Source organism: Senimuribacter intestinalis (assembly GCF_943192965.1).
Classification (GTDB): Bacteria; Bacillota; Clostridia; order Peptostreptococcales; family Anaerovoracaceae; genus Senimuribacter; species Senimuribacter intestinalis.
Genome location: NZ_CALPCF010000011.1, coordinates 26,082 through 47,915 on the forward strand (window position 1 = coordinate 26,082; position 21,834 = coordinate 47,915).

The 21,834-nt window shown below is 44.5% G+C and carries 19 protein-coding genes; 2 read left to right on the forward strand and 17 right to left on the reverse strand.

Going from position 1 to position 21,834, the window contains the following annotated elements:
* Positions 1-2: 2 nt before the first annotated feature.
* The 5 genes from topA to NFR88_RS10315 form a co-directional block, all read right to left on the reverse strand.
* Positions 3-2,090: a type I DNA topoisomerase gene (topA, locus tag NFR88_RS10295; RefSeq protein ID WP_160201091.1), complete on the reverse strand. Its 2,088-nt coding sequence runs from the start codon at positions 2,088-2,090 to the stop codon at positions 3-5.
* A 55-nt stretch (positions 2,091-2,145) separates the two neighbouring features.
* Positions 2,146-3,003 (reverse strand): DNA-processing protein DprA, encoded by an 858-nt coding sequence (gene dprA, locus NFR88_RS10300; RefSeq protein WP_160201092.1) that lies wholly within the window; start codon positions 3,001-3,003, stop codon positions 2,146-2,148.
* Positions 2,997-4,523 carry a YifB family Mg chelatase-like AAA ATPase gene (locus tag NFR88_RS10305; RefSeq protein WP_251615737.1) on the reverse strand — a complete coding sequence of 509 codons (1,527 nt, stop codon included), beginning with the start codon at positions 4,521-4,523 and terminating at the stop codon, positions 2,997-2,999. The genes dprA and NFR88_RS10305 overlap by 7 nt, the downstream gene beginning before the upstream one ends.
* Positions 4,524-4,547: 24 nt before the next feature.
* Positions 4,548-4,907 (reverse strand): YraN family protein, encoded by a 360-nt coding sequence (locus NFR88_RS10310; RefSeq protein WP_251615740.1) that lies wholly within the window; start codon positions 4,905-4,907, stop codon positions 4,548-4,550.
* Positions 4,908-5,347: 440 nt separating this feature from the next.
* The gene (locus tag NFR88_RS10315) at positions 5,348-6,148 is read right to left on the reverse strand and encodes a MerR family transcriptional regulator (protein WP_160201094.1); all 801 of its coding nucleotides are present in this window, start codon (positions 6,146-6,148) and stop codon (positions 5,348-5,350) included.
* A gap of 246 nt (positions 6,149-6,394) precedes the next feature.
* On the opposite strand from NFR88_RS10315, the gene NFR88_RS10320 reads away from it, so the two are divergent.
* Together NFR88_RS10320 and NFR88_RS10325 are read left to right on the forward strand one after the other, a co-directional pair.
* Positions 6,395-7,465 (forward strand): branched-chain amino acid aminotransferase, encoded by a 1,071-nt coding sequence (locus NFR88_RS10320; RefSeq protein ID WP_251615743.1) that lies wholly within the window; start codon positions 6,395-6,397, stop codon positions 7,463-7,465.
* A 1-nt stretch (position 7,466) separates the two neighbouring features.
* Positions 7,467-8,663: an ATP-binding protein gene (locus tag NFR88_RS10325; protein WP_251615745.1), complete on the forward strand. Its 1,197-nt coding sequence runs from the start codon at positions 7,467-7,469 to the stop codon at positions 8,661-8,663.
* Positions 8,664-8,888: 225 nt separating this feature from the next.
* Here the strand turns inward: NFR88_RS10325 and NFR88_RS10330 are convergent, their stop codons facing one another.
* From NFR88_RS10330 to NFR88_RS10385, 12 genes are all read right to left on the reverse strand, one after another.
* On the reverse strand, positions 8,889-9,242 hold the full coding sequence (locus NFR88_RS10330; protein ID WP_160201097.1) for a hypothetical protein: 354 nt from the start codon (positions 9,240-9,242) through the stop codon (positions 8,889-8,891).
* A gap of 262 nt (positions 9,243-9,504) precedes the next feature.
* Positions 9,505-9,720: a hypothetical protein gene (locus NFR88_RS10335; protein ID WP_160201098.1), complete on the reverse strand. Its 216-nt coding sequence runs from the start codon at positions 9,718-9,720 to the stop codon at positions 9,505-9,507.
* Positions 9,717-9,947: a response regulator gene (locus NFR88_RS10340; protein ID WP_251615748.1), complete on the reverse strand. Its 231-nt coding sequence runs from the start codon at positions 9,945-9,947 to the stop codon at positions 9,717-9,719. Before NFR88_RS10340 ends, NFR88_RS10335 begins: the two co-directional genes overlap by 4 nt.
* 479 nt (positions 9,948-10,426) lie before the next feature.
* Entirely contained in the window at positions 10,427-11,605 is a 1,179-nt protein-coding gene (iadA, locus tag NFR88_RS10345; RefSeq protein ID WP_330588261.1) for a beta-aspartyl-peptidase, read from the reverse strand.
* Positions 11,606-11,617: 12 nt separating this feature from the next.
* Positions 11,618-13,156, reverse strand: coding sequence for a putative basic amino acid antiporter YfcC (gene yfcC, locus NFR88_RS10350; protein ID WP_251615750.1), 1,539 nt, complete (start codon positions 13,154-13,156; stop codon positions 11,618-11,620).
* 146 nt (positions 13,157-13,302) lie between these two features.
* Positions 13,303-14,787 carry a sigma-54 interaction domain-containing protein gene (locus NFR88_RS10355; protein ID WP_251615752.1) on the reverse strand — a complete coding sequence of 495 codons (1,485 nt, stop codon included), beginning with the start codon at positions 14,785-14,787 and terminating at the stop codon, positions 13,303-13,305.
* A gap of 78 nt (positions 14,788-14,865) precedes the next feature.
* Positions 14,866-17,418, reverse strand: coding sequence for an ABC transporter permease (locus NFR88_RS10360; protein WP_251615754.1), 2,553 nt, complete (start codon positions 17,416-17,418; stop codon positions 14,866-14,868).
* Entirely contained in the window at positions 17,408-18,088 is a 681-nt protein-coding gene (locus tag NFR88_RS10365; RefSeq protein ID WP_251615756.1) for an ABC transporter ATP-binding protein, read from the reverse strand. The genes NFR88_RS10360 and NFR88_RS10365 overlap by 11 nt, the downstream gene beginning before the upstream one ends.
* A gap of 126 nt (positions 18,089-18,214) precedes the next feature.
* Positions 18,215-19,060 carry a sensor histidine kinase gene (locus NFR88_RS10370; protein WP_251615758.1) on the reverse strand — a complete coding sequence of 282 codons (846 nt, stop codon included), beginning with the start codon at positions 19,058-19,060 and terminating at the stop codon, positions 18,215-18,217.
* 8 nt (positions 19,061-19,068) lie between these two features.
* Positions 19,069-19,737, reverse strand: a complete 669-nt coding sequence (locus NFR88_RS10375) for a response regulator transcription factor (protein WP_161907861.1) — start codon at positions 19,735-19,737, stop codon at positions 19,069-19,071.
* A 906-nt stretch (positions 19,738-20,643) separates the two neighbouring features.
* On the reverse strand, positions 20,644-21,060 hold the full coding sequence (locus NFR88_RS10380; protein ID WP_160201106.1) for a hypothetical protein: 417 nt from the start codon (positions 21,058-21,060) through the stop codon (positions 20,644-20,646).
* A 44-nt stretch (positions 21,061-21,104) separates the two neighbouring features.
* A complete protein-coding gene (locus NFR88_RS10385; RefSeq protein ID WP_160201107.1) occupies positions 21,105-21,773 on the reverse strand; it encodes a hypothetical protein in 669 nt (222 codons plus the stop codon).
* Positions 21,774-21,834 lie beyond the last annotated feature (61 nt).

Sequence of the window (21,834 nt, forward strand, 5' to 3'; positions counted from 1 at the left end):
TTCTATTCTTTATAATCACACTCACTGTTAGAACATGCAAATTTTCCTGTTTTTGATTTTTTCTCTACCAAAAGTGCGCCGCATTTTGGACAAGATTTATCCACCGGTTTGTCCCAGTAAGACTGGCTGCATTCCGGGTAACCGCTACAGCCGTAGAACAGCTTGCCGCGCTTGCTTTTTCTTGCCACAATATCCTTACCACAATTTGGACATTTTACACCAATTGTTTTTACAATCGGCTTGGTATTTTTACATTCTGGATACCCACTGCACGCGGCAAATTCTCCAAATCTTCCCATCTTCAGCACCATAGGTTTGCCGCAGAGTTCACAATTCTCTCCCGTAGGCTGATCTTCTATGACAACCTTTTCGATGGCTTCGTCAGCGACTTTCAACTCTTTTTCAAAAGGTCCGTAGAAATCGCGAATGACTTTCTTCCACTCTGTCTTTGACATTTCCACATCGTCCAGATGGTCTTCCATTCCCGCCGTAAAGTTGACGTCGACGATTTCTTTGAAATATTCTTCCATCAAACCGGTTACCAAAAATCCTAGTTCCGTCGGAATCAGTGACTTCTTCTCTCTCGATACATATTTTCGTTCAGATAAAGTCGCCACGATAGGCGCATAGGTACTTGGGCGTCCGATATTCTTCTCTTCCAGTTCTTTAACAAGGCTTGCTTCTGTATATCTTGACGGCGGCTGGGTAAAGTTCTGTTCGCCCAAAACGCCGGTATTCGTCAAAGTTTCTCCCTTTTCCAGTTCAGGAAGGATTCTGTCCTTATCATCGTCTAAACTGTTCTTATATATTCGCTGATAACCGTCAAAGAGCAGCTTGGAACCGGTAGTCTTAAAGGTATAATCACCATTTTGAATTTCCACCTGCAGATTATCGAATCTGGCAGCGGTCATCTGACTAGCCATAAAACGACACCAAATCAAACGATACAGCTTGAACTGATCATTTGTTAAGGAGTCTTTGATATCTTCCGGAACCAGACTGATGTTACTTGGTCTGATTGCCTCATGGGCGTCCTGAATATCCTTTTTCTTATTGGTATATACATTGCGCCCCAAGTATTCACTTCCATAATGCTCTGTGATAAAGGAAGCCGCAGCACCTCTTGCCTCTTCAGAAATTCGCACCGAATCTGTACGCAGATACGTAATCAAACCTACGCTGCCAACACCTTTTACATCTACACCTTCATAAAGCTGCTGTGCAACCATCATAGTCTTTCTTGTATTAAAGTTCAACTTGGTAGACGCTTCCTGCTGCATGCTGCTGGTAGTAAAGGGCGCATAAGGCTTTTTAGTCCGCTCTTTCTGCGTCAGTGCAGTTACGGTATAATTACCTCTTTTCAGTTCAGCGATGATACGGTCATTTTCCGCTTTATTTTCGATGGTGATTTTCTTCTTTTGATATTCAGACAGCTTGGCAGTAAAGAGCTTGCCTTTTTTAAATTCAGCTGTAATAGTCCAGTACTCTTTCGGCTCAAACTTCTGGATTTCCTTTTCTCTATCGCAGAGAATTTTCAGTGCTGCTGACTGCACGCGACCTGCTGACAATCCTTTCCTGATTTTTCTCCACAGAAGCGGACTAATCTGATAACCTACCAGACGATCCAGTACTCTTCTCGCTTGCTGCGCATCCACAAGACTGAGATCAATCTTTCTCGGATGTTTGATTGCTTCTTTAATGGTAGTTTTCGTTATCTCATTGAATACAACTCTACAAACCGCATCAGAATCCATTCCCAGTAAATTGGCAAGATGCCAGGAAATTGCTTCTCCTTCGCGGTCCGGGTCAGTTGCCAGATAAATTTTGGAAGCCTTTTTGGCTTCTTTTCGCATCTCTTTGATAATATCCCCTTTGCCTCTGATAGCAATATACTGCGGCTCGAAATCGTTCTCGATGTCTATCCCCAGTTTGCTCTTTGGCAAATCTCTCACATGACCTACCGACGCAATCACTTTGTAATTGGAACCAAGATATTTTCCTATGGTCTTCGCCTTAGATGGTGACTCTACAATTACCAGTGTCTTCCTTGCAGCCGTCTTTGTCGTTGTCTTTTTCTTTGTAGCTGCCATTTCTCCTCCTGCTATTTTGATTTTAACACTACAATGTTACATTGTAGTAGGGATATCAGAATTTTGCAACAAAAACTTTTCCAAGAGAGGAAAAAATTAGACCCTTCATCTCTAGAATAGTGATTATACCACTAATTTCAGAAAGTTTCATGTTGGTTTTGTGATAAATTTGGTCAATTGTGACTTCTCCATCATTTTTTATTACTTCAAAGACTTTTTTCTCCGCATCACCAAGATTCGCCTCAATTGTTTCGTTTATATTGGGCTTAAGCCCCATATCAATAAAAAGATCATCAATAAAAATCAATGGCATTGCGCCATCACGAATCAGTTGATTGGTGCCAAAACTGAAATGGCTGGTAATATTGCCCGGTACCGCATACACACCGCGCCCTTTCTCCACAGCATCTACCGCTGTAATCAGTGCACCGCTTTGATTTCCCGCTTCCACAACCACTACATGCTCACAAAGGCTGCTGATTATGCGGTTACGCACAGGAAAATCATAGGGCTTTGGCTGATAGCCATGCTCATGGATAGACAGCAGCAGACCCTTTTCTGCAATTTCCTGCTGCAGCTTTCTGTTTTCGGAAGGATAATAGTACTCCGTGCCCCCGCCAACTACAGCAATCGTGTTTCCACCTGCCTCCAAAGCCCCTTTGTGAGCAGCAGTATCAATGCCTCTCGCCAGCCCACTAACTAAAATAACTCCGTTTTCTGCACATTTAGCACCGATGGACTTTGCTACTGTCCTTCCGTACTGAGTGCAGTTTCTGCTGCCCACTACCGCAATGGCTCTTTCTTCCAGTAATTGCAGATTTCCTGCATAGTACAAAGTCTTCATTGCCGGTTCATGATTTTTCAGTTCTTTCGGAAAGAAACTGTCCGTATTCGTTATTTTTCCCTTTACCATTTTCTCTCCCTATATTGCAGCGCTTCTGCTAAATGACTAACATGAATATCCTCACTTTGTTCCAAATCAGCAATGGTTCTTGCCACCCGCTTTACCCGCATTAAAGTTCGAGGATTCAGCGTCAGACTGCTGTATGCCTGTGCAATCATTGCCTGTTCCGCACTTCCCAGAGGACAATATTTTTCTACCATTTTATTTGTCATCTGCTGATTCAGATAAATTCCAGTGCCGCTGTATCTCTCCCTCTGCATTTTTCTTGCTTTTTCAATCTGACTCCTCATCATTTCGGAGCTAAGAACACTTTCTTCTGTCTCACGGTTCAGCTGGTTGTAAGGTACTGGCTGCAGCAGCAGGTGCATATCAATTCGTTCCAGTATTGGACCGGAAAGTTTGCTCCGATATTGATTTATCTCTGCCGGCGTACAGGTACAGGGGTGGACAGGATCATCGGCATATCCACATTTGCAAGGGTTTGATGCCGCAACCAGCATAAACTCTGCCGGATAAGTATACGTAATACCTCTTCTCGTCAACGCTATACATTTCTTCTCCAGCGGCGTACGCAGCGCATCTATGACATGCCTGTTAAACTCTCCCGCCTCATCTAAAAACAATACTCCGTTATTTGCCAGAGTAATTTCTCCCGGTTTCGGCACATCATGTCCGCCTCCCAGCATTCCCGCCACGGTCGTTCCATGAGAAGGTCTCCTAAAAGGTCTTTGCAAAACGCAGGGCATCCCCTCATGAAGAAGCCCTGCAATAGAATAAATCATCGTAGTCTCTAGTATTTCGTCCGGTGTCATCTTCGGCATAATGGTAGGAATCCGCTCTGCCAGCATGGTTTTTCCCGTAGAGGGACTTCCCGTCATCAAAATGCCGTGGCCGCCGGATACCGCCACCGTCAGCGCTCTCTTTGCAGCTTCCTGCCCTTTTACTTCAAAGAAATCTACTTCATAGGGGCTTTCTGCGATGCATTCCGGCAAATGACCCCACCTGCCTGTTAAATCTTTCTTTAGATTAAAAAAATTTACTACATCTTCCAGATTTTCTGCACCATAAATTTGAATTCCCTGTACCAGCATAGCTTCTTCTTCATTGACCTTCGGCACTATGATATTTTCGAAGCCCGCTTTCTTGGCTGCCATCGCCATAGGCAGAATACCGCTGATTTTCTGCAGACTACCATCCAGCGAAAGCTCTCCTACGAAACAAAAGTTTTCTAAATTACGCGTAAAAACTTGCCCCGACGCCGCCAAAATACCCATTGCCATTGCCAAATCAAAATGGCTGCCCCGTTTTCTGATTCCCGCCGGAGACAAATTGATGGTAATGCGCCCATTAGGGTTTTCCATATCGGAATTGACAATGGCGGAACGAATCCGCTCTCTCGCCTCTTTCACCGATACATCCGGCTGCCCTACAATATACAAATTGGGCAGCCCTCTGCTGATATCCGTTTCTATGACAACCGGCACTGCCGCCACTCCGTTTATTACTGCTGAATTGATTTTTGATAACATTTTATTCCCCTTTCATTTTCCGTGCTAAAAAGCATAGTCAATTTGATTGCAGAAAACCTCTATCACCTGAAAATCTGCGGTCTGCTGCTGTTTCGGATGGCTCTTTAAGTAAAACTCTGCAGTCCTTCGCATCCTGCGCTGTTTCTCCGCGCCCACAGCTTCTGCAGGCATTCCAAAACGCGCCGACCTTCTTGTCTTGACCTCCACAAAGGAAATCTCCCCGTCCTTCTCCGCAATGAGGTCAATTTCCCCCATTCTACAGCGGAAGTTCCGCTCCAAAATTCTGTATCCCTGTAATTCCAGCAGATTTGCAGCAAAATCTTCTCCGATTTTTCCGAGCTCAGTTGTCTTCATGTTTATTTGTTCACTTCCTTCTCTTTCCACTTGCCATTCCTCCTCTTGATTTTTAATTATTTTTACATAATTGGTAATTACTTCTAATATTGATAATTTACTACATATAACTTCTTTTGTCAAGGATTAATATCGCAAGCAGGGACTTTCTGCCTGCCCTTCGCGCGTTCCCCCTTGCGCTCTGCTGTGCATATTTGGAAAGATTATGTCAAAAATATGCATAATCGTGTGCATATTTTTAGGAAAAATGCCTTTTATATGCACATTTACTCCTGTAGAACGAAAAAAGCCGCTGAAAGAACAGTAAAATTGTCCTTCAGCAGCTTTGAATGTGCATATTTTGAAGATTTTTTTAAAAAATATGCATGGCTCTGTGCATATTTTGAGGCTTTTCCGCAAAAATATGTATTTTAAGATTCCAATGCCCGGAGTCGATGCCTGGATGGCAAGCCAGGCTGCAGCGATGTGGTTTATTTCTTTACCGGAAAGTAAATCTCTGTTTCCCATTCCTCCGGCGGCAGCTTATCAAAAGCTGTCTTTCGATAAATTTCAAAAGGCGCGCCGTCAAGAGAATAGCCGGAAGCCTTCAGCCAGCTGTAAACTCTGCCGTAGGCGTCGGGCAGCGCCGCGTAGGGACCTTTATGCACGGTTGCAGCGCAGAGCATAACTGGCAGCACTTTGTCCGCCTTCTCCTCCTCTGCCACAATTACCCCAAGTTCCGTATCATTGCACGCCGGATCAAAGGTTTCATCATGATAAATCGCCATGGTCAATCCCGATGCGGTAATGCCCTCTGCAATGACCCGTTGAAAAAGGCGGGCGTAATGATCGCCGAAGGCCGAAACCGGCATTGTCTCCCGCACTGAAATCAGCGCCATCCTCTCTGACTCTTTTAATATTACTTCATATTGATTTTGATAACTCATCAAATCACCAGTCCTTTCAAACTCCGCCAGATGGCTGTCCATTTCGTGAATGGTGACAGAAAGCCGTTCTACTTCACGAACCAGACGCAGCCTCTGACCCTTTAGCTGTCTGTGCAGTTCCTTTTCGCAGGAAATCTGCAGTAACTCCTGAATTTTCGCAAGAGAAAAGCCGTACCGTTTCAGACGGTCGATCAAAAGCATTCTGCCGATTTGTTCCTCGCTGTAATAACGATACCCTGTGTCCCTATCTACTTCCTGCGCCGAAAGCAGACCGATTTTGTCGTAATAGTGCAGTGTTTTTACCGTGACGCCGCAGGCTTTTGACATCTGTCCAATGGTAAGCACGTCTATCCCTCCTAGAAAAAAATGTCTCGAGACAGCCACCAACAAGGCGACCTACCTATACTATACCCCATGCCCTAAGAGGAGAGTCAAGGAATTTTTGAGTCCAAAGTTCCTCCTCGAAAGCCGGCAAAATATTTGTTATGAAATACAACAAACATGCCTCTAACTTGTTGACAGCGTACAACTTCAGGAGTAAAATATGAGGTAGATTTTTGAAGAATTCTAAACAAAGAGAGGGATAGAAAAATGAAATACGATTTTCCAGTAACCAAGAATCCGAATCCGGGTAAAAAACCTGAATCCAAAGGGCTCAGATTTGGTACAGTTTTTACAGACCACATGTTTATCATGGATTACAATCCTACTGATGGCTGGAACAACGGCCGCATCGTGCCTTACGGTCCGATTGAACTGGACCCGGCAGCTGTCGTGCTCCACTACGGACAGGAAATGTTTGAAGGACTAAAAGCCTATAAAACACCGGAAGGCAGAGTGCAGCTGTTCCGTCCTTATATGAACGCAAAGAGAACCAACAGCACCAACGACAGACTCTGCATTCCGCAGATTGACGAAGATCTCTTCGTGGAAGCCATCAAGGCTTTGGTCAAAGTCGATCAGGACTGGATTCCGCAGGGTGAAGGCACTGCCCTTTACATCAGACCGTTCATCTTTGCAGACGAACCATTCCTGGGCGTCAGACGTTCCGAAACTTACAAGTTCATGATTATCCTGAGCCCTGTAGGTCCTTACTTTGAAAACGGACTTGCACCGACCAAGATGTACGTAGAAGACGTTTACGTCAGAGCGGTCAAAGGCGGCACTGGCGAAGCTAAGTGCGGTGGAAACTACGGTGCCAGCCTGAAAGCACAGGAAATCGCCCACGAAAAAGGCTATGAACAGATACTCTGGCTGGACGGTATTGAAAAGAAATACATCGAGGAAATTGGCGCTGCCAACGCCTTCTTTGTCATCGGCGACGAAGTGGTAACCAGCGAGCTCAACGGCTCCATCCTGCCGGGCATCACTAGAAACTCCATCATCGCCCTCTGCAAGAAGAAAGGTATCAAGGTTTCTGAACGAAAGATTTCCATCGACGAGTTGGAAGAAGCCTACAGAGCAGGTCAGCTGAAAGAAATGTTCGCTTCCGGTACAGCAGCTATCGTATCCCCAGTTGGAGAACTCCTTTACAAGGGCGAAAAAATGGTCATCAACAACAACGAAATCGGCCCTGTTGCTCAGGAAATGTACGACACCATCTACGGCATCCAGACCGGCAAGCTGGAAGACTTCATGAACTGGACGGTAGCAGTTGAATAATATGAAAGATTATTTACAGCTTTTAAACAGACAGCTAAATGCCCTCTCTGTTTTTCGGAGTATTCTCGATACCCCAGTGGTTTCGGCACTCCAAGAACTAATATATGCCATCAGCGAAGGCTCTGTGGACACGCAGATTTCTGCCTGCGGAGCCTTTTCAAAGGCCCTTTACGAAGAAGGCGGCATCCTGTCTGATTTTGTGCGCCGTTACGTAAGAAACGACGAAAATGTTTATCTACAGGCAAAGCTTTCTGGCCTAGATATATGCCCTGCTATGACAGAAAGTATGCAGGCTGATTTAAAGACTTTGCAAAAGTTGGCTGACCTGCCAGCCTCAAAGGTTGCGAAAGTCATTGACTACGACGGATTTCTGCCTCTTTGGGTCACAGAGCCGATAGATTTAGAATCGGAATATGCTGCAATGCTGACAAGTCTTTCCACAAAGGGCTACGGCATTTTCGCAAACTATCGCTCCTTTAAAGTCAAAGACGGCAGGCTGGTTCCTGTAAAACACGCTGATTCTCAGACTATCGACCAGCTTTACGGCTACAGCAGAGAGCGGAATCAAGTGCTGGAAAATACCAAAGCCCTGGCTAAGGGCTGCGGTGCCAGCAACGTACTCCTTTACGGAGACGCCGGCACTGGAAAATCCTCCACGATTAAAGCCTGCGCCAACGCATGTGCTGCTATGGGCGTTCGTCTCATCGAATTTGACAAAACCCAGCTGTCTGAAATCCCTGCCCTTATGGAGCAGCTAGTAGCTAGCCCGCTGAAGTTCATTTTCTATATCGACGACCTTAGCTTTGTGGAGGGCGACGATGCCTTTTCCTGTCTCAAAGGCATCCTGGAAGGCGGCGTGACAGGCAGCTCTGCCAATATCGCTATTTATGCGACCAGCAACCGCAGACATCTGGTGAAGGAATCCATCGAGGCAAGACAAGGCTCCGGACTTCATTTAAACGATACCCTGCAGGAAACCATGAGCCTTTCCGCTCGCTTTGGACTGACCATTACTTTCTCCAAGCCGGAAAAAGACCTGTATCTGGAAATCGTCGCAAGTCTTGCTAATGAATACGAACTAGAGATGGAAGAAGCCGAACTCTTTAAGAGAGCCGAAGCTTTCGCCATTCGTTCAAACGGCAGAAGCCCAAGAACCGCAAAGCAGTTTGTACAGCTTGCAAAGATTGGGCTGAAATAATGAAAGACAACGAAATAAAGTCGCCAAATGGCGGCTTTATTTCTTGCAGTATGAAATTTCACTTTTGACGATTATCTTTTATTGCGGTGTTTTCTGATTAAATACACAATCAGAGATACTACCGCGCCTACGCCGCATAAAAAAACGACCAGCGTAAGTATTTGTTGAATTAAAGTGATTTGAGTCATGTTCATAAGCTATCCTTTCGATCCTATCAATGATTCATTAAATATGATTTTTTGATAAAATTTGAATATCGCCCCCTGTCAAACCGCCAATCGTATTGGTTATAATATACACAATATCTACTACAACCAAATCAGAATATCCATTGACCGTCTCAAAGTATTGCACCAGTTCTATAAGAACCGACACAATTATTGAAAAAATGTCTGCACTTCTCCACTTATCAAACACCTTCATTTGGGCTGCTAATCCCAAAATAGGTACCGGGGCGAAATTAATCAATCCGGCTCTACTGAAAAATGCAGACAGAATTGGCTTTAAACTGAAATTCAAGTTTACGACGGTATCGTTGATACCAGGAAAATCAATTGGCAAAACTGTAAAACATATCATAACTATAAAGTAAAGCCAAAAGATAAATTTTGAAAAATATGCTCTACCAGAAAATCTGTTTCTTTTTATTGCGACATATATTATAAAATGTGCGAAAAAAAATCAGCAATGCATACTTCAATACAAACACCGCATCAAAAGTTTACACAATGCCTTTCCCCTCCAGATTTTCTAGTGCGAGGAATTCAAGCCATTTTAGCAACATTGTATTTTACCTAATTCGCCATCAAGTGAGGGCTTGCTGCAGAGCTATAAGCTCTTGCTACAGGCTATCGTCCGAGGGCGGTCTTTCACTTTTTTCAAGTTCCTTCAGTAGCTGCTCCAATACTTTCTCCTGCTTATCGTAGCTGTAACCTAGAAAGAAGGCAATTGGCCCAACTGCTGCTGACAAAATAATTATCGGATTCAGAGTTATAAAGCATGCTACGAATATGCATCCTATCGAAACCGCAGGTAATATAAATTTCATCTGTTTCATTTTGACTTTTCCTCCTGCCTGCAAAGACTTTCTTTTACAGTAATACCATCAAGTCCGGGCATTTCAATGTCAAGGAGCAGAATATCAGGATTCCATGACCTGATTTTCTCAGCTTCTGTTATAGAGACAACTTCAGCCGCAGTATCCCGTTTCTCAAAAAAGCTACAGCACAGTTTCTCTAACTGGATTGCACAATCTCTATCATCGTCACATATTAAAACTAACAAATCCTCTGCTCCTTTATATTCTATATCTATTTTATTTATACTTTAACATATAATATACTATTCGTCAATCAAACTTTGTTTTCCTATCACGACTAATCCATGAAAGAAAAGGAGAGTTGACAAATATCTATGATTTCTTTATTTTTGTCAATGTTTTATAGGATTTTTATCCGAATTTCTATGAAAACTAGCTGCGTTATTGCCAATATTGACAAAAATCAAAAAAAGTGTCAATCCTGTCAAGGTTTTACGATGAAACATTGACAGGATTGACAGATTCTCGTTTTTCTGTCAACATTGGCAATATTTAAGCCATCTTAGACAAGAATTCAGACTGTTCATTGACAAAATATCGCAACTTGACTTGAATTTGTCAATGTGACACAGAAGAATAATCCTCATGCCTTTGTCGTGATTTTCCGATTGCAATATAAAAGGACTCCACCATATTAGATGAAGTCCTTTTTAAAGTAAATATTTTATTGTCCTTCAAAAGCGCCCTTTACAATAGGTTCGCCTTTCTTTACCATAACCTGTCCCATAGCGATAACCGTGTCGATTTCCAAATCCTTTGTCATCAGACACAGATCAGCATCCATGCCTTCTTCGATGCGGCCTTTCTGCGGCAGGCAAAGCACCTTCGCAGGATTGGAAGTGATTGCCTTGATGGCAATTTCAAGAGGAATTCCTTCCTTTTCCACACATTCTCTGACTTCTTTCAGCAAGCAGCTGGACTGTCCCATACCCATTCCCTGAAATACGCCGTCAGCGCTGAACATAGGCAGACTGCCTTGTCCGTCAGAAGAAATGGTAAAGAGATCACTGCTGACACCTTCGTCCAGCAAACGCTTAATCCCTTTGCTGACGCGCACTTCATCGCAGATAGTTTCCCAGTAATCGATATCTTCATTTCCGGTAAAGTCCACTGCACCGCCCAGTTTTGCATATTCTACAGCTTCTTCAAAGAGCGCCGCGTTGCGGTTTACATGGGTCGGCAGAAATTGCGTCGCAGGAATCTCTGTTTCAGCGATAACCTGATTGATTAAGTCCATACACCGAGGGCTGTCTCCAAGGTGAATGTTGATAATGCCCGCTTTTCCGGACAAAATACCGCCCACGCGAGTGTCAGCACACAGCCGCTTAAACTCGTCTGCTGTCGGCTGAGAAGAACGATGATCAGAAATGGCAATTTCCCCTGTTCCGATGATTTCTTCAATCATCATGATATCATCGATGATGCCGCCGGTCAGGGTGCGAACAGGAACCTGATAACTGCCGGTATAAGCATAGGCTGAAATTCCCTGCTCCCGCAACCCTTTAATCTTTGCAACCAGCGACTTGATATCCCTGCCGATGCCATCAGTGCCCAGGCAGCCCACTACCGTAGTAATACCGTATCTGGTCAGCCCTGACAAAGTCGCCTCCGGCGTTCTGTTGGCAAAGCCGCCTTCACCGCCGCCGCCAAGAACATGAACGTGAGAATCGATAAAGCCCGGCAGCAGCAAAAGTCCTGTGCCGTCTATGACTTCCACCTCTAATTCGGTAGGCAATTCAATATTATCTGCAATTTTGCAGATTTTTCCTCCCGCGAGGAATACGTCTTTTACACCCAGATACTCTGGTGTATATAAGTTTACGCCTTTAATTAATTTCATCATAGTACCTTACTTTTAGAATCCCATTACGCTTGCAATAATCATTGTTGCTACTGCCATCAGGAACAGTATACCTAAGAACTTCCACATGAACTTAATCCATTTGGACCAGTCCAATCTTGCGATTGCAAGGGCGCCCATCAGACAACCAGAAGTTGGTACAATCAAGTTAGTCAGTGCATCCCCTAGCTGGAATGCCAAAACGGAAGTCTGACGCGTTACATCCAGCAGGTCCGCAAGCGGCGCCATAATCGGCATAGTCAAAGCCGCCTGACCGGAGCCGGATACCACAAAGAAGTTGAACACAGACTGGAATATATACATCAATACAGCGGCAACTGTACCAGACAGGCCGACAAAAGCGTCCGAAATCCCATGAAAAATGGTATTCAGTACAGTCGGCGCAGTTGGATCTGAACCGCCCAGTACCAACATAATACCCTGTGCCATACCTACAATAATTGCTGCACCTACCAGGTCAGACGCACCCTGTTTAAACGCTGCCGCAATATCGTTTACTTTCATACCGTTCAGTTTGAATACAACGCCAATCACACCTGCAACCAGACCCATAATAAAGAATTGGGATGCAATTTCCGGAATGTAATAGCCGTTTTTCATAACGCCCCATACAACCCAAACCATGCCTGCTACCAGCGTCAGCAGTACCAGAATATGACCGATATTGAACTTTTCTACCGAACCGTTTTCCTGATTGGCTTTAAAATCATCTCTAAAATATGCGTCAGATTCATAAGCGACAGATAAAGTTGGATTCTTTTTAATTTTAGACGCGTAGATCATTGTCATCACAGCGCCTGCACCGGTAAATGCCACCCAGAGAACGATTCTGAATGTTGCGCCGGAGAATACCGGTACCCCTGCAATCCCCTGTGCGATGGCAACAGAGAATGGATTCATCCAGGATGTACCAAAGCCGATCTGGGTCGCAACATAAGTAATCAGCACACCTGTTACGCCGTCGTAACCCATTGCGATGACCATCGGAATCAGAATCATTGCAAACGGAAGTGCTTCTTCACCCATACCGAATACTGCGCCGCCCAAAGAAAACAGGACAAAGAGTACCGGAATCAAAAGTTTTTCTTTTCCGTTGGTTTTCTTGATCATGTTCATGATACCGGATTCAACAGCGCCGGTTTTCAGCACGATACCAAATGCGCCACCGATAACCAGGATAAATGCAATAATGCCTACGGCAGAGCCCCCTTTATCACCACTAACCAGCCCTTCAAACAGATAGTTGAACAGACCTACGCCGCCGCCAGCTTCAAATAAGCTAATTCCATCCTTCAGCGGATTTCCATTTTCATCAAGTGCATACTGGAAACTACCGTCCTTGATAACGGTACGCGTGCTTTCACTGCCATCTACCATGTAGGTGATGTCCTCGGTCTGGTACATCCCCTGTGGAATCAGATAAGTCATCAGTGCCGCCAGACATACGGCAAAGAAAATGATAACGTAAGTGTCGGGAACGCGGAATCCTTTGTTTAAGGAGTTGAGCGTTTCACCTTTTTGTTTTTTTGACATTGGTGTTGCCTCCTAATTCAATTTTTCTTAACTCCTATTATATAAGCAAATTTGATGCCAAAAGAAAATCCCCGATTTTTCGAGGATTTTTTGTAGATTTTATGAAAGTTGCGGACAATTTTGGTCGTTATATGGAATGTTTTGGCTTATTTTGGATGATTTCGTACTAAAAAATCCCACCCTTTCTCTGTCAAATAAACACCATATCGTCCGGTGGCAGACTGCACCAGGTCCATTGATTGAAACTGCTGCAGTTCCTGCCTGATTCGATATTCACTGACGGACTTTCCTTGCGCCTTCAAGTGCTTAAAAATCCCTGTCCGACCCGGAATTCCGTTATTTTCGCTGATTTCCCGAATCGCAACCAAAATGCATCGCTGTGTGCTAGTGCAGATACAGTCGGAAAATGCTTCTGCCTGCGCAGCCGGTGGAGACGACTCTTCATCCGGCGGCAAATCTTTCGGCAAAATCGTGTCGCCATCGCATACCGCAAAGGCATATTTCATCGTATTGAGCAGTTCACGAATATTGCCCTGCCAATCACGTTCCAGTAAAAGCGCTGTCACTTCCGGAGAAATGGTCTTAGCTCCATCAAAGCGGGTCTTTAGCCAGTCTTGCAACAACAGCGGAATATCTTCTTTTCGATCCGCAAGAGCAGGAAGATGCAGATACCCCTCCTTCAAACGGTAATACAGATCCTGACGAAAACGCTTTTCCGCAATCATCTGCTTTAGATTGCGATTGGTGGCTGCAATGATCCGCACATCAATGGGGATGATTTTATTGCCGCCCACCCGCATAATCTCACGTTCCTGAATGACCCGTAGCAGTTTCGCCTGCAGCGCCGGCGAGGCGTCTCCGATTTCATCCAGAAAAATCGTACCGCCATCTGCCTGCTGAAACAAGCCAATCTTACCGCCTTTTTTCGCACCAGTGAAAGCCCCTTCTTCATAACCGAACAATTCGGACTCAACCAGCGTATCAGGCAGCGCCGAAAAGTTAATCGCCACAAAAGGCTCTTTGCTGCGTCCCGACGCCTTATGAATGGCGCTGGCAAACAGTTCTTTGCCCGTACCGTTTTCCCCTTCCAACAGCACCGTTAAATCTGAGGCTGAAATTTTTCTGGCAAGATTCTTTGCATGCAAGATTCCCGGTGAGGCGCCGATGATATCATCAAAATGATACTTGGCAAAATGACCGTTTCCAGCAAGCTGCATTCTTGCAGCTTTTGTCACCCTGCTGGTCTCATAAGCAACATCCGAAATACGTGCCGCCGTATCCAAAAGACTTTGAATAAATGTGTCCGTATAGGCATAGATTTCGGTTTCCAACACGCCGTAATGCGCCATAATACGAACGACGGTAGAAGGATCAAAGAGCCGCGTGCCGACAATGTGGCTGCTGATCAACGATTGCCCTCCTTGGTGCAGAAACTGTTCATAAACCTCTTCACTGGAAAACACGGTAAAATAAGTGCCGTCAAGCGGCGGATTTTTCTCCTCGACCATATACGGGACGATGGCAACATCTTCCGGCAGAAAGCCGGAAAGCTGCTTTGCTAAACTCTTTTGGGTAAACCTACTGCCGGTCACAAGCAGCAGCGCACGTGTTCTATCACTTTGTCGATCCATGGTGCCTTCCTTTCTGTACTTTTCACTACAAATCAGTATAGCATAGAAGATACCTTGATACAATGTATGATTTCTTGATTACGTATACATCCGCAGCCGCTCTATAACGCTGTCCCGCACCGTCTTTTTCTGCAGTACCAGCGGAATCACAATGCAAATGGCAAAGAGAAACATCACGCCGCACAAAAGCGCTGCCCACGGATAGGAAAAGGTAAAATACGCAATACGCTGGTTCACCAGCTGCCGCATTCCATAGAGCACGCCGCTGCCGGCTGTCAGCGTCAGACCTGTCACAATCAGACTATAAAAGATCCCTTCTAACACAATACTTTTCCGGAGCTGCTTTCGCGTCATCCCCAGACTTTCCATGACGGCAAACTCTTTCCGACGTGCCGTAAGCCCTGTCAGCGTCACATTGATATAGTTCAGAAGTCCCATGGACAGAAGCACCAGACAAATGCCGCCCATAATCACTCTGCTGGAACCAATATAGTCCCTTGCCGCCGTAAGCAGATCCGATTTGGCGGTAATCTCTAAAATCCCCTGCTCATACTGCAAATCTGCAGGGTGCAGCTTCTTTTGCGCCCGGTTATAAGCAGAAACCATACGATCCGCCTGGGCTTTTACAAGAGGTTCCGATGCTGATTCCACGTTAAAGTCCAGCCTGAAAATCCGTTCCGGAAGTCCCATCCGCGCAAACCCCTCTTCACTGACCAGAAAATAGAGGATGCTAGGTCCATTCCAAGTCGTCATCATGTTCGGAAATCCCTTTGCGGTAAAGTCCAGATAACCGCTGCATTCCATCTGGGTCTTCCGATCTTTCGCCAGGCTAAAAAGCTGCGCTGGCTGTCCTACCGCCTCCCTGCTTTTTTCTTCCATCGCCTGCGATAAATTATGGTAATGCAATACGATAAAGCCTTTCCCCGCGCGCACTGCATCCATGTCGACCATCTCCGACAGTTCCTTTTCCTCTACATACCTCGCAAGTTCTTCCAGCACATCATCATGGAGCGTCTGCACCACAAAGGGCAGAAATGTCTCATGTTCAAGTTTCCAGGAGGCAAGACGCATGGATAAAGCGGGTTCACTGCTCTTTACCCTGCCAAAACCGCCGTCGACCGTCTCTGCCTCTGTCACACCAGGTAGGTCGAGTAATTCTTGCGCAAAATCAGGATCAAAATGGATCTCATCATCGGTGTAGTCCTCCGCCGTCATGGCAGAAGCTCCGCACATAATACTAAAATCCTGATTATCATATTCAATCTGTGCTGTCTGATCAAGTCCTGTTGAAAGCACGACCGCACTTAAAAAGACTGTCATAGAAAGAGTCAGGGAAATGACCGCAATCACAAATCGTTTTCTATAGCGAAATAAATTTCTGCATGCCAGAAGCGCCAGACTGAAGCGCTGATTTCCTGGCTTCTGTTTCTTTCTGCGACTTGCAGAAAGTCCTACAAATCTTACCGCCTCAATCGGCTGCATGACTATGACTTTCATCATGGCAAGGGACGTTGCCGCAAAAGTGACAAAGATGCCAAATCCCACTGCAAATACCAAAATCCACGGTTTGAACGCAATCATAGCCGATGCGCTGCCAAACTCATGCAAATACAGATTTTCGAGGAGTTTTGGCACGATAAAAACCGTCATTGCCATACCGGCTGCCATTCCCAGCAGGCAGCCTTTGCACACAATCCAGCCTGTTTGTCTGTATACAATCCGTGCCAGTTGTCCTTTGGTCGTCCCCAGCGTCTTTAAAAGACCATACTGCCGCACATGCTCCACCATAGAAATGCTCATGATATTGTAAAGAAGCAGCCAGGCGCCTGCAAAGATGACGATGGCCAGAATCACCGCAACGTCAAAACCGCCGGCAAATTCATAGATTGCGCTGTAGGTCAACGCATTTCCGCCGAAAAACTGCTGTGTGTCATCGGTCATTTCCACGTCTTGATACAATCTGTCCTCTGCCGTCTCTCCGTCCAAACTGTCCTGCTGCTTGATTAAAAGCGTGGTATGCTGCTGCGACGCCAGATGTTCCTTTTCTAAAAATCGCTCTGAAAAAAAACCATAGGGGGGCGCTTTTGCCGCTTCCACATATTCTGTATAATATCCGGAAAGCCGAAAGGTCTGCTGCAGCCTTTGTCCTCCTGTCGTCTGCATCGTTACATCAATTTCCATGCCGAGGTGAGGCTTTGCAATCCCCAAATCAGAAAGCGCCCGCATTGGCAGCATCACTTCATCTGCTTCTTTTGGATATACGCCGTGTATATCACTGTAAGCCGGCGCCTGCATGGTTTCATAAGCCGTTTCATCTAAAACCAGACAGGTAAACGCCTCCGTTTCGCCGATATAGACTTCTTTTCCTACGGCTTTAATATAGTCCAGGTTTTCTATGACCACAATCTGTTCTTCTGTGGCGCGCTCCAGCGTTGTCGATGCAGTCGTTCCCATCATTCTCGCGTAAAGTAGGCAGTCCGCCTCCAGTTTTCCTGCGGACAGGCTGAATACAGAAAAGATCAGAAGGACGACAAAGGCAACAGCGCAGGTGAGCACTCTGTTTCGGTTCAGATTTGCCCGATACAGTCTTCGTGATAAAAGGCGCAGCACTTCTCCATTATTATTCCGCATCACTGCCTCCTCTTACTTTTCCATCCTCGATCCGAATCATCCGATCTGCCATCTGCGCAATTTCCTCGTTATGGGTTACAATCACCATCGTCTGTCCAAAGCGTGCGGCACTTGCTTTCAGCAGTCCGATGACTTCCAGACCGGTTCTGGAATCCAGATTTCCCGTAGGCTCGTCCGCAAGAATGACCGCAGGTTTGGTCATTAACGCTCTTGCAATGGCCACTCTCTGCTGCTGTCCGCCTGAAAGGGTTTCCGGCATATTGCAGAGTTTATCTTCTATGCCGAGAACTTCTACTACCTGCGCAAAGAACGCTGCGTCCAGTCCTGCGCCGTCCAGCTTTAAAGGCAATGTAATATTTTCTTCCACGCTCAAAATCGGCAGCAGATTATAGTTCTGAAACACGAATCCGATATTTCTTCTGCGAAATACGGTCAGTTCTTCCTGGGTCAACTGTTCCAGATTTCTGTTTCTGATTGTGACGCTGCCTCCTGTCGGCTGATCCAGACCGCCCAGCATATTGAGCAGCGTAGTCTTTCCGCTGCCGGACGAACCGATGATTGCCGCAAACTCCCCTTCTTCTATGGAAATACTTACTCCATCCAGCGCTCGCACCGCGCAGGGCGGTACTGCGTAAATTTTTTGCAGATTCTCTGTTTTGACAACTTCCATCTAAACACCTTCCTTTCTGCCTCTATCCTACCAAATAGTATTTACAATTTCCTTACAAAAAGAAAAACTGTCCCCGCAAAATTACACCCTGTGTATTTTGCCGCACAGTTTTCTCCTGTCTTATTATCATCGCGCAGGCAGAAAAATCGATACTTTCAGACCCTGCTTCTGCCTTTTTACTTTCATAAATCCGTCATGCTGGCTGATGATTTCCCTCGCCAAATAAAGTCCGATGCCAAATCCTTCCTCCACCGTCACGCGTTTTCCTCGGTAAAACCGCTGAAAGATCAGATTTTCTTCTCCCTCTTCTATGCCAATGCCGTCATCCTCCACGGAAATTTCCGTAAACATGGCATTCTTTTCTGCTTTGATCAGAATCCTTCCGCCATCCTGCATGTATTTCACACTGTTATCCAAAAGATTTACCACTGCTTCTCCCAGCCAGTTCGCGTCGTGGGGCACAGATAAACGCGGTTCCATGGAAAGCTGCACATCAATGTGCTTTTCCAGTGCCTGCTGACGTATCTGCAAAATGCAGGAAAGCAATGTTTCGTGCAAGCTGCAGGATTCTTTTCGGATTTGTATGACACGGCTTTCCAGCCTCGCCATTTTTATAAAACTCTCCGTTAAAAACCGAATTCTCTGCTCTGCGGCCATGACAGCCTGAAAGTAAGCCGTCTGCTCCTGCGCCGAAAGGTTTTCCGAAGAAAGAAGTTCCAGATAGCTTTCCATATTCGCAAGGGGATTGCGCAGCTGATGAGCAATTTCACTGATCAGCTCCTTCAGTCCATCTCGTTCTCTGCACACTTGCTGCTTGCTCTCCCAGATCTGATCGGAAAGCCTGACTAACTGATGAGAAATCTTCGACGGCAGCGTATCTGAAATACAATCCGCGAGTTCCAGCCTCTTGCCGTGATTTATGGTTTCTAGCGCTTCGGATAGTTCCTCCAGCGCTTTTTTTGTATTTCGCATCGCACTTCCTACTTTCCAAAAGTATAACCTATTCCAAATACATTCCTGATGAAAATCGGTTCCTCCAGATTGGGTTCGATTTTCTTTCTCAGCCTGCTCAGCGTCACATTTACGGTATTTTCCTCTACAAAAGCGCCGTCCGCATCCCAGACCTGTTCCAGCATCATTTCTCTGGTAACGACTCTGCCCCGGTTTTTTACAAGAAGCTCCAGCACTTTATATTCCTTGGCAGTCAAATTGATGGCTTCACCCCGATAGGTTACCGACTTTCTGTCAAAGTCCATTGCAAGTTCCAGATAGGAAAATCGCTGATTCTGACCGCTGCTCCTGCGCAGGATCGCCTCCACATGTTTCAAAAGCACCGCCATGGGAAACGGTTTGACAAGATAATCGTCCGCGCCAAGATCAAAAGCCCGAATCATATCACTTTCATCATCTCTTGCCGTCAAAAACATCACCGGCGTCTGCCCGGATTCTCGAATACGCCTGCAAAGTGTAAAACCATCGCCTGCAGGCAGATTCACATCCACAATGAATAAATCCGGCTGCTTGTCAATCAGCGCCGTTCCTTCCCCGTAGGAATGCGCCCTGTCTACCGCATAATCTGCTTTTTTCAATGTCTGATACAACGCCTCGTTGAACAGCCTGTCATCCTCCACAATGGCAATCCGCTTCATCCTTGACTCCTTTCGTGCCCATTCGTTTCTATTGTAGCAAAGAAATCCGAAAAGGGAAATACTTTTCTTGGGGCATGAAACAGCAAAGACACGAAGCTGGATTTTTGTTCCGAAATTCATACTCTGACCGTTTGGGCAATAAATCGCCGTCATACGGTCAGACTTGAAAATCCTGTTGAGGCATTTCTGACCGTAAAAGGCTAAATTTGAACGAATACAGTCAAAAAAATAAACTCACTGACTTTCAATACTGTGAATTTATATCTTCAATTCCATTATATTATAGTTTCTTCCAAAATGATGAGGAAAAACTTTTGAGAATTCCCTTTGAACAAGGGAATTTATAACCGCAATTGTTCGAAAAAGAGATTTGCGGTCATTTTCGGCCTGTCACACGTTTTAAAGATGACCGCAAGATAGCATTTTTGCTACAATACAGTCAGATTTGTCGTCACGAAAGAAATTCAAATATTTTCACGTGTTTAGACTACCCTTTTATTTACGACGTTTCCGAATGAAATATACGATTAACGACACAGTGACGCCTATTCCACATAAAAAAACTAATAATGTCAGCATCTGCTGAATTAAAGTAAATTAAGTCATGTTCACATGTTCACCTCATATAAGCAGGGATTATATGGAGTTATACTCCTCAATTCGGTAATAAACATCATGACAACCAACACCCCCCGTATATCAAACCCATAATAACCGCAGGAAGTCGTTGTCTTTTAAGTGAATCTAAGTATAGGTTCATTTGTTTTCTCTCCTTTCAAAAGGATAACGAAAGACTGCAAGCGCAGTCTTCCTTCATGTCATCTTAGTTGCTTCTCCATGTACCTTCTGCCTGCGTGTCTACAAGCGTTGTTACATCATTATGCCACGTAGAACAATAAGCCATATTCATTTTTTTTCCTTTTCAAGTAGTGTGCAATAATCCCAAAATACTGAAGTATTATTTTCTATATCATACTGAGATACACCTTGAAATAGTCGCAATTCTTTATATAATTCTTGAGATGAGCATTCAATATAACCAGTTTTTTTTTCAATTATAATCCTTATAAGTTCCTCTTTTTCTAAAGCTCCAGATAGAATCGCTTTCTTATAATAATTCTCACTTTTTGTATTTCTTATTATATCGAAAATCAATATATCAAGTTCATCATATTTTAAAAACTTATTTTTATTTAATTCACATTTTATAATATTATTTATAATAATATTAAATCTTGAATCACTTAATTTCTCCGGTTCAATCATAGTAACATCAAATTTATTATTTAAAAAACTCGTTATATCTGATAATTTTTTAATCAAATTACACTTCACCCCTTATTTTCATGCGACAAATCTATTTATATTTATTTAATAGGTTTCTGCCCAACAGGATCTCCTGCACTAATCCAACCATAACCCATAATATATGCTTGATAAGTTCCCACATCTACTCTAACTGCTTTGACTGATGTTGCAAGCTTTACTTCTTTCAATCGAACATGAGCCTCTTTAGCTGCCATAAAGTTTCTAGTACCTGGAGAAAATGTCGGTACTAACTGTTTTCGATTCAAAAGATTTGTATTCCAAATTTCAAAGTTCGTAATCTTCACAGCATTTGCAGGATCATCACCTGTATACTGCACATAAACTTCAACCTTTGTTGTATCTCCTGATCTAATAAACACAGGCTCTAGTCTTGCGGAACGAAATATCCCTGCAACATCAATTGAAATATTTGGAGTATATTGGCTATCAAATGCTTCCCGATTGCTTCCATAGACCGGTATTTCTTCAGAAACACTAACTACTTCATTTGCGAATGTAGTAGAAGAACAAATGAACATGCATATAATTAAACTTATAGTTGCTAAAAATAATTTTTTTGATAATGATTTTTTCTTCATTACTCTATCCTTTCCAATCAAAATACAATTTCCATCTTGATTTTCTCCTAATCTTGCGCTAACTTCTTTATTTTCCGCCCAGCAGCTTTTCAGCCACTCCCACCAATTGGAATCAAGATATTCTGGCATACACTCACCTCCCGCAAACCTATTTGCTAACACCTTCTAGGTTCACTCTATCATAGGTCTG